This window comes from Pantoea sp. JV6 (genome assembly GCF_025910055.1).
In the GTDB taxonomy this organism is placed as follows: domain Bacteria; phylum Pseudomonadota; class Gammaproteobacteria; order Enterobacterales; family Enterobacteriaceae; genus Pantoea; species Pantoea agglomerans.
Map to the genome: position 1 here is coordinate 600,047 of NZ_JAPCIM010000002.1, position 14,032 is coordinate 614,078.

Annotated in this window: 11 protein-coding genes; all 11 read left to right on the forward strand. The window is 54.1% G+C overall.

Annotated elements, in window-relative coordinates; translation table 11 throughout:
* Positions 1 to 8: 8 nt before the first annotated feature.
* The gene (otsB, locus tag OK412_RS03390; protein WP_033772016.1) at positions 9 to 797 is read left to right on the forward strand and encodes a trehalose-phosphatase; all 789 of its coding nucleotides are present in this window, start codon (positions 9 to 11) and stop codon (positions 795 to 797) included.
* Positions 794 to 2,230 (forward strand): alpha,alpha-trehalose-phosphate synthase, encoded by a 1,437-nt coding sequence (otsA, locus tag OK412_RS03395; protein WP_010258527.1) that lies wholly within the window; start codon positions 794 to 796, stop codon positions 2,228 to 2,230. The genes otsB and otsA overlap by 4 nt, the downstream gene beginning before the upstream one ends.
* 1,019 nt (positions 2,231 to 3,249) lie before the next feature.
* Entirely contained in the window at positions 3,250 to 3,603 is a 354-nt protein-coding gene (gene flhD, locus OK412_RS03400) for a flagellar transcriptional regulator FlhD (protein WP_010258528.1), read from the forward strand.
* Positions 3,600 to 4,178 (forward strand): flagellar transcriptional regulator FlhC, encoded by a 579-nt coding sequence (gene flhC / locus OK412_RS03405; protein ID WP_010258532.1) that lies wholly within the window; start codon positions 3,600 to 3,602, stop codon positions 4,176 to 4,178. Before flhD ends, flhC begins: the two co-directional genes overlap by 4 nt.
* Before the next feature lie 133 nt (positions 4,179 to 4,311).
* The gene (gene motA / locus OK412_RS03410) at positions 4,312 to 5,199 is read left to right on the forward strand and encodes a flagellar motor stator protein MotA (RefSeq protein WP_003849139.1); all 888 of its coding nucleotides are present in this window, start codon (positions 4,312 to 4,314) and stop codon (positions 5,197 to 5,199) included.
* A complete protein-coding gene (motB, locus tag OK412_RS03415) occupies positions 5,196 to 6,137 on the forward strand; it encodes a flagellar motor protein MotB (RefSeq protein ID WP_010258536.1) in 942 nt (313 codons plus the stop codon). Before motA ends, motB begins: the two co-directional genes overlap by 4 nt.
* 11 nt (positions 6,138 to 6,148) lie before the next feature.
* The gene (gene cheA / locus OK412_RS03420) at positions 6,149 to 8,131 is read left to right on the forward strand and encodes a chemotaxis protein CheA (RefSeq protein ID WP_264352717.1); all 1,983 of its coding nucleotides are present in this window, start codon (positions 6,149 to 6,151) and stop codon (positions 8,129 to 8,131) included.
* A 23-nt stretch (positions 8,132 to 8,154) separates the two neighbouring features.
* Positions 8,155 to 8,652, forward strand: coding sequence for a chemotaxis protein CheW (gene cheW, locus OK412_RS03425; protein ID WP_010258541.1), 498 nt, complete (start codon positions 8,155 to 8,157; stop codon positions 8,650 to 8,652).
* Between the two features lie 161 nt (positions 8,653 to 8,813).
* Positions 8,814 to 10,487, forward strand: coding sequence for a methyl-accepting chemotaxis protein (locus OK412_RS03430; RefSeq protein ID WP_033757951.1), 1,674 nt, complete (start codon positions 8,814 to 8,816; stop codon positions 10,485 to 10,487).
* A gap of 194 nt (positions 10,488 to 10,681) precedes the next feature.
* Positions 10,682 to 12,244 carry a methyl-accepting chemotaxis protein gene (locus tag OK412_RS03435; RefSeq protein ID WP_010258545.1) on the forward strand — a complete coding sequence of 521 codons (1,563 nt, stop codon included), beginning with the start codon at positions 10,682 to 10,684 and terminating at the stop codon, positions 12,242 to 12,244.
* A 106-nt stretch (positions 12,245 to 12,350) separates the two neighbouring features.
* The gene (locus tag OK412_RS03440) at positions 12,351 to 14,027 is read left to right on the forward strand and encodes a methyl-accepting chemotaxis protein (RefSeq protein WP_033778982.1); all 1,677 of its coding nucleotides are present in this window, start codon (positions 12,351 to 12,353) and stop codon (positions 14,025 to 14,027) included.
* The last annotated feature ends 5 nt before the right edge of the window (positions 14,028 to 14,032 follow it).

Below are 14,032 nucleotides of genomic sequence, written 5' to 3' on the forward strand. Positions count from 1 at the left end.
GAAGTAACGTGACCCAAGCGGCAGACACCCATGCCAGGTACCCGACATTAAGCGGCGGGCAGTACGCCTTCTTTTTTGATGTCGACGGCACGCTGGCAGCGATTCAGTCCCGTCCCGAAGCGGTATTTATTCCTGAGCAGGTCATCGCGCAACTGCAGCAGCTCTCTGCACTCTCGCAGGGCGCGCTTGCGCTGGTCTCCGGCAGACCCATAGAACAACTCGATGCGCTGGCCGCTCCCTGGTACGGTCCGGCTGCGGGCGTACATGGTGCTGAGCGCCGTGATGCAGAGGGTAATCTGCAACGCATCAGCCTGCCGGTCGAGGTGGAGCAATCGCTCAGGGCGGAATTGCAGAATGCTATGGCATCCTGGCCTGGCACCCAGCTGGAGGTAAAAGGCATGGCTTTCGCACTTCACTACCGCCAGGCGATGCAGCATGAGCAGGATGTGATGCGACTGGCTGAACAGTCAGTGAAACGTTTTCCCGGACTGGCGCTTCAGCCGGGGAAATGTGTGGTTGAGATTAAACCGGCAGGTATCGATAAAGGCGCCGCAATCAGCGACTTTATGCAGCAGCCCCCTTTTGCCGGACGTACGCCGGTCTTTATTGGCGACGATCTGACGGATGAGAAGGGCTTTCTGGCCGTGAACGCACGGCAGGGCGTCTCGATCAAAGTCGGAGAAGGTTCCACCCAGGCCCATTATCGGCTTCATGATGTCGATGCGGTTTACGGCTGGCTGGAAAGAACATTATTACTATCAGATCAAGACAACGTCGGTAAGGAGTTTAGGTTATGAGTCGTTTAGTGGTTGTATCTAACCGTGTCGCCATGCCCGATGGGTCAAAAACCAGCGCTGGCGGTTTGGCCGTCGGTATTCTCGATGCACTGAAAAGCACCGGTGGACTGTGGTTTGGCTGGAACGGTGAAATCAGCGAGTACACAGGCGAAGAGGTAGAAGAAGTCACGGTTCAGGAACATGAGGGTATTGAGTATGCCTCGTTCCCGCTGAGCCAGAACGATTACGATCTCTACTATTGCCAGTTCTCAAACACTGTCATCTGGCCCGCATTCCATTATCGCCTTGACCTGGTGCAGTTCCAGCGGGAAGCCTGGGAAGGGTATTGCGACGTTAACGATGCGGTGGCACAGCGTTTAAAACCGCTGATCAAGCCGGATGATATTGTCTGGATCCACGATTATCACTTTTTACCGTTTGCAGCTGCGCTGCGTCGGGCGGGCATTAATAACCGTATCGGCTTCTTCCTGCATATTCCGTTCCCGACGCCTGAAATATTTAATGCGCTGCCGCCGCACAAAGAGCTTCTGGAAATGTTGTGCGAATATGACCTGCTGGGTTTCCAGACCGAATCGGATCGGGTGGCCTTCCTCGACAGCGTCAGCCAGCTCACTCAGCTGCAGAATAAGGGCGACAAAAAACATCGCGCCTTTGGCAACACCTTTATGACTGAGGTTTATCCCATCGGGATTGAGCCAGACAGTATTAAAGAGATGGCCGAAGGGCCGCTGCCACCGAAAATGGCCGCCATGAAGAAAGAGCTGGGCGATGCACGCAATATTATTGCCTGCGAACGTCTCGACTATTCCAAAGGTCTGCCTGAGCGTTTTCTTGCCTATGAAGCGCTGCTGGAGAACTTCCCGCAGCATCGCGGCAAAATTCGCTACTCGCAGATTGCACCGACCTCGCGCGGCGATGTGCAGGCGTATCAGGATATCCGTCATCAGCTGGAGACCGAAGCAGGGCGCATCAACGGTAAATACGGTACGCTGGGCTGGACCCCGCTCTACTACCTTAACCAGCATTTTGACCGTCGACTGCTGATGAAAATCTTCCGTCTGACCGATGTCGGTCTGGTTACGCCGCTGCGTGACGGTATGAACCTGGTGGCGAAAGAGTACGTGGCTGCGCAGGACCCGGATGATCCTGGTGTACTGGTGCTGTCGCGCTTTGCGGGTGCGGCCAACGAGCTTACCTCCGCGCTGATTGTGAACCCGTATGACCGTGATGAAGTGGCCGCCGCGCTGGATAAGGCGATTACTATGCCGCGTACCGAAAGGATTTCACGCTACAACGACATGATGGCGGTATTGCGTAAAAATGATATTACCGCCTGGCGTGAAGGCTTCCTGAAAGACCTGGAACGCATTGAACCGCGCAGCGTTGACCACAACACGGTTAACAAGGTCGCGACCTTCCCAAAACTCGCCTGATATCTGTTGTGACTCAGGTTATGAAAGCAGCGGCGCCTCTGTGGCGTCGCTGCTTTTTTTTCGGCCCAGGTCACAGAAAACTCGCCTGCTATCTGTTAATGACCGTTTGCTACGATTCGACGCTGATAACGTCAGTGGCAGCCCGGAGTGGCCCGATAAATGCAGGTAAGCCCGCAAACCCCCGTCGTATCAGCCCCTGCCGCTTTTTTTACCTTCTTTACTCAAGTTTCTCTTCAGGCTGCCGATAGTGATAGTGCCAACGCATAACCCTTCGTTAATTCATTCGACTTTCTTATATAACCCCTTGTTACATTGGGAATCAGAGTCTGTACACCCGGTCACCACTGTTAACGCCAGGTTGCCAGAAATCTGACCTGCTGCCGTATAAACCTTAACGATTTCATTACTCACTCTCTGCGATACTCCCCTTAAGTAACTAATTTAAAAGCAAATACCTGCAGGTCGCAGCAGCATAATATGCTGATAACCTTTCTTTGGGTGGTTCTAAATAGTGTGTTAAAACGATTAACACCCGATATTCATTTCGGACTGCGCAAAGCGTCGAATAGCGATGCTTTTACCCCCTATTAAACCTTTCTCAGGACCAATTGGACTTAAAATCGGGCTTTTTTGCTCAAAAAATGACCAGTCGGTAAGTAATGGTAAAGGGTTGCTGAAGAAATTTGCGTTAAAAGTGTGATCTGCGTCACACTTTATCTAAAATTTCACATCACTGTCGTTGTATGTCGAAATCAGACGATATAGATTTGCGTTGTTTTCGGAATAGTCCTAAAAAATGTAAGAAGACGTCACGGAAGATGTCCAGAACTCGAAAATAAAATGGCATGGATTTTCGACCTTCGGTGGGTCTGAAACCCACACAAAAATGGAAGGCGAAAACGGTGACATTAACGTTACGTGAAGTTTTTTTTGCCATCTTTTGATTTAACAAACAGCAGCTCGAACCGCAGATTTATTCTGCGATACAGTTACGTCGCATCTCTCAGGATGGAAAAATAATGGGCACCTCTGAAGTACTGAAACATATTTACGATCTCAACTTGTCTTATTTACTGCTTGCGCAGCGTTTAATTAACCAGGATAAAGCTTCTGCAATGTTTCGCCTCGGAATTGACGAGAAAATGGCGAATGCATTATCTGAATTAACATTGCCTGAGATGGTAAAAATGGCGGAAACCAATCAACTGGTTTGCCAGTTTCGTTTTACCGATAGCAGCACCATTAATCGCCTGACGCAGGAATCACGCGTGGATGATTTACAACAAATCCACACCGGTATTTTATTATCGAGCCGTTTACTGCGTAATGCGTCTAAAGATGATGCACCTGCTAAAAAGAGAGCAATGTCATGAGTGAGAAAAGTATTGTTCAGGAAGCACGTGATATTCATCTCGCGATGGAGCTCATTACATTAGGTGCCCGCTTACAGATGCTTGAGAGCGAAACCCAACTGAGCCGCGGTCGTCTCATTAAGCTCTATAAAGAATTACGTGGCAGTCCGCCACCGAAAGGTATGCTGCCGTTCTCTACGGACTGGTTTATGACGTGGGAGCAGAACATTCATGCTTCTATGTTCTGTAACGCCTGGAAGTTTTTGCTGAAAACCGGGTTGTGCAGCGGCGTCGATGCCGTGATTAAAGCTTACCGCCTGTATCTTGAACAGTGTCCTCAATCGGACGAGGGCCCGCTGTTGGCGCTGACTCGTGCCTGGACCCTGGTCCGATTCGTTGATAGCGGTATGCTGGAACTGGCAGATTGTAAAAGCTGCAACGGCAGCTTTATTAATCATGCGCATCAGCCGGTTGGCAGCTTTACCTGCAGCCTGTGCCAGCCACCATCACGGGCAGTAAAAAGACGTAAACTTTCTGCAGAACCTGCCGATATGTTTCCACAACTGCTGGATGAACAGGTTAAACACGCCGTTTAAGTTTGTTCGCACTGTGGAAGCCATCCAGCAGCGGTTAATACCGCTGCTTTTTTTTTGCTTGCGGTTCAGGAATAACATCTGCGGCTCTCTGGCTTAACTTCCACCAACACGTTACGGACGTAAGGATTTTTTTGTGCTGATAATTATAGGTTACCTGATTGTTTTAGGCTCCGTGTTGGGCGGATATGCGCTGGTAGGTGGCCATCTGGGCGCGCTTTATCAGCCAGCCGAATTATTAATGATCGGCGGTGCCGGTGCCGGTGCTTTTTTAGTCGGCAACAACGGTAAGTCGATTAAAAAAACGCTGAAGGCGCTGCCTAAGTTATTTCGCGGCTCCAAGTACAACAAAGCGGTTTACATGGATTTGATGGCGCTGCTTTATCGCCTGATGGCGAAGTCGCGTCAGCAGGGCATGTTATCGCTGGAACGCGATATTGAAGATCCCAGCCAGAGTGAAATTTTTGCTAATTATCCCCGCATTCTTGCCGATAAACAGTTAGTGGATTTTATTACTGACTATTTACGCCTGATGGTGAGCGGCAACATGAACGCTTTTGAAATCGAAGCGTTGATGGATGAAGAGATTGAGACCTACGAACACGAGTGTGACGTACCAGCGCAAAGTATTGCTGCAGTGGGTGATGGTCTTCCGGCATTCGGTATCGTCGCCGCGGTAATGGGCGTGGTCCATGCACTGGCTTCGGCCGATCGTCCGGCCGCTGAACTCGGTGCGCTGGTCGCGCATGCGATGGTGGGCACCTTCCTGGGCATCCTGCTGGCGTACGGGTTTGTCTCTCCACTCTCGTCAGTGCTGCGTCAGAAGTGTGCGGAAACCACCAAGATGATGCAGTGCATTAAGGTGACATTGCTGTCGAGCCTGAACGGATACGCGCCGCAGATTGCGGTGGAATTTGGTCGTAAGACACTCTATTCCGCCGAGCGCCCGTCGTTCAGCGAACTGGAAGAGCACGTACGTAACGCCAAGAACCCGGCTAAACAGACTTCAGACGAGGCTTCATGAAACACGGCAATCGCCCAATTGTGCTGATCAAAAAGCGCAAACATAAAGGCCATGAAGGCAGCCACGGATCGTGGAAGATTGCCTACGCCGACTTTATGACGGCGATGATGGCCTTTTTTATGGTGATGTGGCTGCTCTCAATCGCCAACCCGCAGGAGCTGGTGCAGATAGCAGACTACTTCAAAACACCGCTGAAGGTAGCGATTACCGGCGGGGCGCGCAGCAGCGACAGCGAGAGCCCGATCCCCGGCGGCGGTGATGATCCGACCAAAAAGATTGGCGAAGTGAACAAAGTCGTCGATATGGACGCCCAGAAACGCAAGCTGGATGAGATTCGTCTTAACCGGCTGCGTGAAAAGCTCGACCAGCTGATTGAAGCGGATCCGCGTCTGAAAGCGCTGCGCCCGCATCTGATCATCAACATGGTGGAAGAGGGGCTGCGTATTCAGATTATCGACAGCCAGAATCGCCCGATGTTTAAGACCGGTCGGGCCGAGGTTGAGCCCTATATGCGCGATATTCTGCGTGCGATAGCGCCAGTCCTTAACGACATTCCGAACCGCATCAGCCTGGCCGGACATACTGATGATTTTCAGTATGCCAGCGGTGACAAAGGCTACAGCAACTGGGAACTGTCGACAGACCGTGCTAACGCCTCACGCCGTGAACTGGTGATGGGCGGCTTAGACAGCGGAAAAATTTTACGGGTGTTGGGTATGGCCGACACCATGCGCCTGAAAAATCGTGGCGGTAATGACGCCGTTAACCGCCGCATCAGCCTGCTGGTGTTGAACCACGACACCGAAGCGGCAATAGAAAAAGAGAACGCAGAAAGTGATGCCGTCCAGATCAGCGATCCGGCGGCCATTGAACAGATTACCGCACCTGCAACACCAGGCGGCGCGGTGAATACAGCAGCCCCCTCACAGCCGAGGTGATTCCCGTGAGTATGGACATCAGCGATTTTTACCAGACGTTTTTTGATGAAGCCGATGAGCTATTAGCGGATATGGAACAACACCTGTTGGGCTTAGACCCGCAGGAGCCAGATTCGGAACAGCTTAACGCCATCTTCCGTGCCGCTCACTCCATTAAGGGTGGGGCCGGAACCTTTGGTTTTACGGTATTACAGGAAACGACTCATATCCTGGAAAACATTCTGGATGGTGCTCGTCGCGGCGAGATGCAGCTCAGCACCGACATCATCAACCTGTTTTTGGAAACCAAAGATATTATGCAGGAACAGCTCGATGCTTATAAAACCGCGCAGGAGCCTAACGCGGAGAGCTTCAAATATATCTGTGAAGCGCTGCGCCAGCTGGCGCTAGAGGCCAAAGGTCTGCCGGTTGATGTTCCGGCCAGTGTTGCCACTGCCAGCGCAGAACCGGCCAGCACCAGCGGCCTGCGTGTACAGCTGATCGATCTCAAAGAGAAAGAGGTCGATCTGATGCTGGAAGAGATGAGTAATCTCGGCACCCTGACAAACGTACAGAAAGGCAGCACCACGCTGGATGTCTGCATTGATGGCGTCGGTAAAGATGACATCGTGGCGGTGCTCTGCTTCGTCATCGACGAAGCACAGATCCGCTTCCCGGCAGCAGACGAAGCCGTTGCCGAGCCAGTTGCTGTTGCTGCCGAGGCCGAACCGGTGGTGGAAGACGTTCACACTGCCACCGTCACCGAACTGCCGGTGGCCGCAGTGAAGCGTGAAAGTAAGCGCGTCGCGGCCCCTGCCAAATCGAGCGAATCCACCAGCATCCGTGTTGCGGTGGAGAAGGTCGATCAGCTGATCAACCTGGTGGGCGAACTGGTGATTACCCAGTCAATGCTCGCTCAGCGTTCCGGCGAACTCGATCCGGTCGCGCACGGTGACCTGCTGAACAGCATGGGTCAGCTGGAGCGTAACGCCCGCGATCTGCAGGAATCGGTGATGTCGATTCGTATGATGCCAATGGAATATGTCTTCAGCCGCTTCCCGCGTCTGGTGCGTGACCTGGCCAGCAAACTCGGCAAAGAGGTCGAACTGACGCTGCTGGGCAGCTCAACCGAACTCGATAAGAGCCTGATTGAACGCATCATCGATCCCTTAACGCACCTGGTGCGTAACAGTCTTGACCACGGTATCGAAACGCCAGAGAAACGTCTGGTGGCCGGTAAAGTGGCAACCGGTAACCTGACGCTTTCAGCGGAACATCAGGGCGGCAACATCTGCATTGAAGTGTCTGATGATGGTGCCGGTCTGAACCGTGAACGTATTCTGGCTAAAGCCCTCTCATCGGGCCTGCCGGTTCACGAGAACATGAGCGACGAAGAGGTCGGCATGCTGATCTTCGCACCGGGCTTCTCCACCGCAGAGCAGGTGACGGATGTTTCAGGACGCGGCGTCGGTATGGACGTGGTGAAACGAAATATTCAGGAGATGGGCGGTCACGTCGAGATCGCCTCGAAGCAGGGCAAAGGCACCACCATTCGTATCCTGCTGCCGCTGACCCTGGCCATCCTTGATGGGATGTCCGTTCGTGTGGCCGATGAAGTCTTTATTCTGCCGCTGAATGCGGTGATGGAGTCGCTGCAACCGCGCGCCGAAGAGCTGAAACCGCTGGCCGGTGGCGAGTGCGTGCTGGAAGTGCGTGGCGAATATCTGCCACTGGTCGAGCTGTGGAACGTCTTTGATGTGCAGGATGCCAAAACCGAGGCCACTCAGGGCATCGTGGTAATCCTGCAAAGCGCGGGCAAACGTTACGCGCTACTGGTCGATCAGCTGATTGGCCAGCATCAGGTGGTGGTGAAGAACCTGGAAAGTAACTATCGCAAAGTGCCGGGCATCTCTGCCGCCACCATTCTTGGCGATGGTAGCGTGGCGCTGATTGTTGATGTTTCAGCACTGCAATCACTTAACCGTGAAAAACGTGTGGCTGGCGCTGCCGCCTGATTGATAACGAAAGGGTAAATAACATGAATGGAATGGCAACCGTGACAAAAATCGCTGGCGAAACTGTGGGTCAGGAGTTTCTGGTCTTCACGCTGGGCGACGAAGAGTACGGCATCGATATCCTCAAAGTTCAGGAAATTCGCGGTTACGATCAGGTAACGCGTATCGCAAATACCCCTGAATTTATCCGCGGCGTCACTAACCTGCGCGGCGTAATCGTGCCGATTATCGATCTGCGCGTGAAGTTTGCGCAACCCGATGTTGAGTACAATGAAAACACCGTGGTTATCGTGCTGAATCTGGAAAATCGCGTGGTCGGTATCGTGGTTGACGGCGTCTCTGATGTGCTGTCGCTGACCCAGGATCAGATCCGTCCTTCACCAGAGTTCGCTGTGACCATGTCCACCGAGTACCTGACCGGTCTGGGTGCGCTGGGCGATCGCATGCTGATTCTGGTCGACATTGAGAAGCTGCTGAGCAGCGACGAGATGGCGCTGGTGGATAACCTGCGTAGCGCGTAATTGAATCATCACGGGCCGGTTATGGCTGGCCCGTGATAGTTTCACTGAGCGATAATTCCTTTCTATTCATAGAATAAAGCCGCATTGCACTCTAATTTCCCGCTGTCACCTGCCGATAATCCCTCAGTCACTTTAATTACCTACTTTCTTCAGGGTTACTCATGTTAACGAAAATCCGTGTTGTCACCAGCCTGTTACTGGTGTTGCTGGTGTTTGGGCTGTTACAGGCCTTCTCCGGTTCTGTTTTCTACTCCGCATTAAGCCACGACAAGCAAAGCTTCGCCGTGTCGCAGCTGGCGATGCAAAATACGCAGTCGCTCAACGACGCCTATATGAGTCTTAACCAGAGCCGGGTGCTGCTGACCCGTATTCAGCTGCGTTTCGCCACCAGTAAGCTGGAAGGCAAAACGGCCGATGTCGCCACGCTGTTTGACGACAGCAAAAACTTTCAGCAGGCGGCCGCCGGTTTTTTCAAAGTCTTTAAAGAGACACCCGATACGCCGGGACAAAATAGTGAGTTAAACAACCAGCTGGAGCAGCGCTACAGCGACTATGGCGCTGCGCTGGATCAGTTGCAGACCGCGCTACAGGCAAACGATCTGATTGCGGCCGGTAAAGCCCCGGTGGCGCCAAGCCAGAGTGCGTTTCTGACGGTTTACCGTGAATGGCGAGCCGATCAGAATCGCCTGACTACGCTTGGTGTTGAAGAGAACAGTTCTGCTTACAGCCGTATGATGTGGATCCTCTCCACCATCATGGCCGTCGTGGTCGCCGTGATCGTGCTCTGCTGGTTTGGACTGCGCAAAATCGTGATGACACCCCTCAACAGCAGCATTAATCACATTCAGCATATCGCCCAGGGCGATTTAACCCAGCCGATTGTGGTGGAAGGGCGCAATGAGATGACTCAGCTCGCGGCCAGTCTGCATGACATGCAGCAGTCACTGGTGCGCACGGTGACCAATGTGCGTGACGGCTCGGATGCGATTTTCACCGGTGCCAGCGAGATCTCTGCCGGAAACAATGATCTTTCTGCCCGCACAGAACAGCAGGCTGCGTCACTGGAGCAGACGGCGGCCAGCATGGAGCAGCTCACTGCCACGGTGAAACAGAACGCCGAAAACGCCCGCCAGGCGTCACAGCTGGCACTCAGCGCCTCAGAAACCGCAGAAAAAGGCGGCAACGTGGTGGCGGGTGTCGTGAAAACCATGAGCGAAATCGCCAGCAGCTCGAAGAAGATTGCCGATATCACCAGCGTGATTGATGGCATTGCTTTCCAGACTAATATTCTGGCGCTTAACGCCGCCGTTGAAGCGGCGCGTGCCGGCGAGCAGGGTCGCGGTTTTGCCGTGGTCGCGGGCGAGGTGCGTAATCTGGCCCAGCGCAGCGCCCAGGCGGCAAAAGAGATCAAAGGGTTGATCGATGACTCAGTGAACCGGGTCAATGTCGGTTCGCAACTGGTCGGCACCGCCGGGGAAACCATGAGCGATATCGTCAGTGCGGTTACGCGCGTCACCGACATCATGGGTGAAATCGCCTCGGCGTCGGACGAGCAGAGTCGCGGTATCGATCAGGTCGGGCAGGCGGTCACTGAGATGGATCGCGTTACCCAGCAGAACGCCTCGCTGGTGGAAGAGTCCGCTGCCGCAGCCGCCTCGCTGGAAGATCAGGCCAGCCGGTTAAGTCAGTCAGTGTCGGTCTTCAAAATTAAACGCGGCGCATTGCAGCAGACGCTGACAAAGCATCTGCCGATTGCCGCACCCGCTACGGCGGCGCTGGCACCACGCAAAGCCCTGACGGCACCGGTCAGTGATACTCACTGGGAAACCTTCTGATGTCATGCTGCGCATCCTGCGGGATGCGCAGCAACCCCTCGCGATTCCTCTGCGTAAAGCCAAACTCAGCAGCTCATGCTGATAAAAATAATTACAAAAGCCACTTCTCTCCTGAAAGCGCTGAATAGCGTTAATTAATCCTGTTACATCGCCGATATAGCCGCTGCACCTAAATTAACCTGCAGGGGAACAAGATGTTAAAAAAAATAAAAGTGGTGACCAGTTTAATCGCAGTCCTGGTCATCTTCGGCGCGCTCCAGCTAGTCGCTGGCAGCCTTTTCTGGTCAGCCCTCAATAAAGACAAAGAGTCCTTTGCGCTGTCGCAGGTCTCTAATCGCAATGTCACCGAGATGACTGACGCCTATATTTCACTGAACAACAGTCGTACCACGCTGAACCGCGGCATGCTGCGCTTACAGACCAGCATGGCCTCGCAGATGAACGGTGGTCAGCTTGATGAGCTGATCAACAAAGCCAATACCCAGTTAGCGGAAGCCGATCGCCACTTTAAAATCTATTACCATCTGCCAACCACGTCAGGTCTTGACGAAACCATGGGCGACACGCTTGAAGCCGATTACGCTAACTACGAAAACGGCCTGAAGGCGATGGTAAAAAGTCTGCAGGCGCGTGACCTGGAAGGGATGTTTAAACAGAACATTGAGCAGAAACAGGTCGCGATGCAGGAGAGTTACAACAAATGGCGTGCGCGTCAGACTGAGCTTTCCGATCAGGGAATGGAGCAGAACCAGAAAGCCTTTAAACAGATGATGTGGCTGCTGGCCGCGATTGGTGTTGCGGTGCTTGCGGTGATTATTACCTGCTGGTTTGGCCTGCGTCAGGTGCTGATTCAGCCGCTGCAACAGCTGCTGGCACAGATACGCGCTATTGCCTCCGGCGATTTGACCCAGCCGATTGTGGTTGAGGGGCGTAATGAGATGAGCCAGCTGGCAGCAGGCATTCATGAGATGCAGCAGTCGCTGGTGATGACGGTGGGGAATGTGCGTGACGGCTCTGATGCCATCTTTACCGGTGCCAGCGAAATCGCCGCCGGTAACAACGACCTGTCGGCCCGCACCGAAGAGCAGGCCGCTTCGCTGGAGCAGACCGCCGCCAGCATGGAGCAGCTCACTGCCACGGTGAAGCAGAATGCTGACAACGCCCGTCAGGCATCCCAGCTGGCGCTGACCGCCTCCGAAACCGCGCAGCAGGGCGGTAAAGTGGTGAATGGCGTGGTCACAACCATGAAAGAGATCGCCGGCAGCTCGAAGAAGATCGCAGACATTATCAGCGTGATCGACGGCATCGCCTTCCAGACTAATATCCTGGCGCTGAATGCGGCGGTTGAAGCGGCACGTGCCGGTGAACAGGGTCGCGGTTTTGCGGTGGTGGCCGGTGAAGTGCGCAGTCTGGCCCAGCGCAGCGCTCAGGCCGCCAAAGAGATTAAAGGCCTGATTGAAGACTCGGTGTCACGCGTCAACAGCGGTTCACTGCAGGTTGAAAGCGCCGGCAGCACCATGAATGAGATTGTGGGTGCCGTGACCCGCGTTACCGACATCATGGGTGAGATCGCCTCGGCTTCCGATGAGCAGAGCCGCGGTATCGAGCAGGTCGGTCTGGCCGTTACCGAAATGGATCGCGTGACCCAGCAGAACGCCTCGCTGGTTGAGGAATCTGCCGCCGCTGCGGCCGCACTGGAGCAGCAGGCCAGCGTCCTGACCCAGGCCGTCTCCGTTTTCAAAATTTCCCGCGCCTGATTTTTTCCTCTTTCAACATGGCGGCGGCGTAAAGCCGTCGCCATGCATAAAGTTCCCCCCGTCTCCGCCGATAAATACACACGAATCGCCAACCAATGAGGTGTTTATGTTTAGTCGAGTACGAGTCGTCTCCGGCCTGCTGTGTGTGCTGGCGCTGTTTGCGCTGCTGCAGCTGTTTTCCGGCGGAATGTTTTTCAAAACTGTCAGTTCAGATAAAGAGAATTTTGCCTACAACCAACGCCTGAATACTCTGCAACAGGCGATGGGCACCTCATGGGTTTCGCTGGTTCAGGCGCGTAACACCCTTAACCGCGCCGGTATCCGTTTTCTGCAGGATGCACAGATGTCGGGCTCGGGTGCCAGCGTGAAAGAGCTGGTCGCCCTGGCGGGCGAGGAGCTGAAGCAGGCTGAAGTCAGCTATCAGATATTCAACGATAACCTGTCAGAAGAAGGCAAAACGGCCGAAAACGTCCGGGCGTTACAGGCGAACTACAAGGCCTATCACGATGCGCTGGCGGAACTGATGGTCTTCTTCACCGCCGGCAACTTCAAAGGTTTTGTGGATCAGCCGACCCAGAGCTATCAGGACAAGTTCCAGAAAGATTACAGCGAGTGGCTTGAGCACAATAAAGCGCTGTCTCAGCAGGGTGTGGAAGCCAACCAGCACGCGTATAACCGCTCCATCACTATTGTCATCGCCACGCTGGCAGTGACCTTGCTGATGATTATCCTGGTGTGGAACGTGATGCGCTCGGTGCTGATCCGTCCGCTGCGTCAGAGCATTGAGCATATCCAGCACATCGCACGGGGCGATCTGACCCAGCCGGTTGAGATTAGCGTGCGTAACGAAATCGGTGAGTTACTGACTTCGCTGCAGCACATGCAGCAGGAGCTGGTCCGTACCGTGCGTACCGTACGAGACGGCTCTGATGCCATCTATACCGGTGCCAGCGAAATCTCCATCGGCAATAACGATCTCTCTTCACGTACCGAACAGCAGGCCGCTTCGCTGGAGCAGACCGCTGCCAGCATGGAGCAGCTCACCGCGACCGTGAAGCAGAATGCCGAAAACGCCCGTCAGGCGTCCAAGCTGGCGCTGACCGCCTCTGAAACCGCGCAGCAGGGCGGCAAAGTGGTGGATGGCGTGGTCACCACCATGAAAGAAATTGCGGGCAGTTCCAAAAAGATTGCCGATATCACCAGTGTGATTGATGGCATCGCCTTCCAGACCAACATCCTGGCGCTGAATGCCGCCGTTGAAGCGGCGCGTGCCGGTGAGCAGGGTCGCGGTTTTGCGGTCGTTGCTGGTGAAGTGCGCAGCCTGGCGCAGCGCAGCGCCCAGGCCGCCAAAGAGATTAAAGGTCTGATTGAAGATTCGGTTAGCCGCGTTAATACCGGCTCGGTGCTGGTAGAGAGCGCCGGTGACACCATGAGCAACATCGTCAGCGCGGTCACCCGCGTCACCGACATCATGGGTGAGATCGCCTCAGCGTCAGACGAACAGAGCCGTGGCATTGACCAGGTGGGGCTTGCCGTGACCGAGATGGATCGCGTCACCCAGCAGAACGCCTCACTGGTCGAAGAGTCAGCGGCAGCGGCTGCAGCGCTCGAAGATCAGGCAAGTCACTTAAAACAAGCGGTATCAGTGTTCAATATTGGTAAAGAATTTGTCGCTCAGGCCGTTAACAAGACAACGGCGATGAAAACTCTCCAGTCAGATGCACCGTTAGCCGTTGGTCGTTCGCCTGCTACCCGCAGCGACGACAACTGGGAAACCTTTTAAACGCC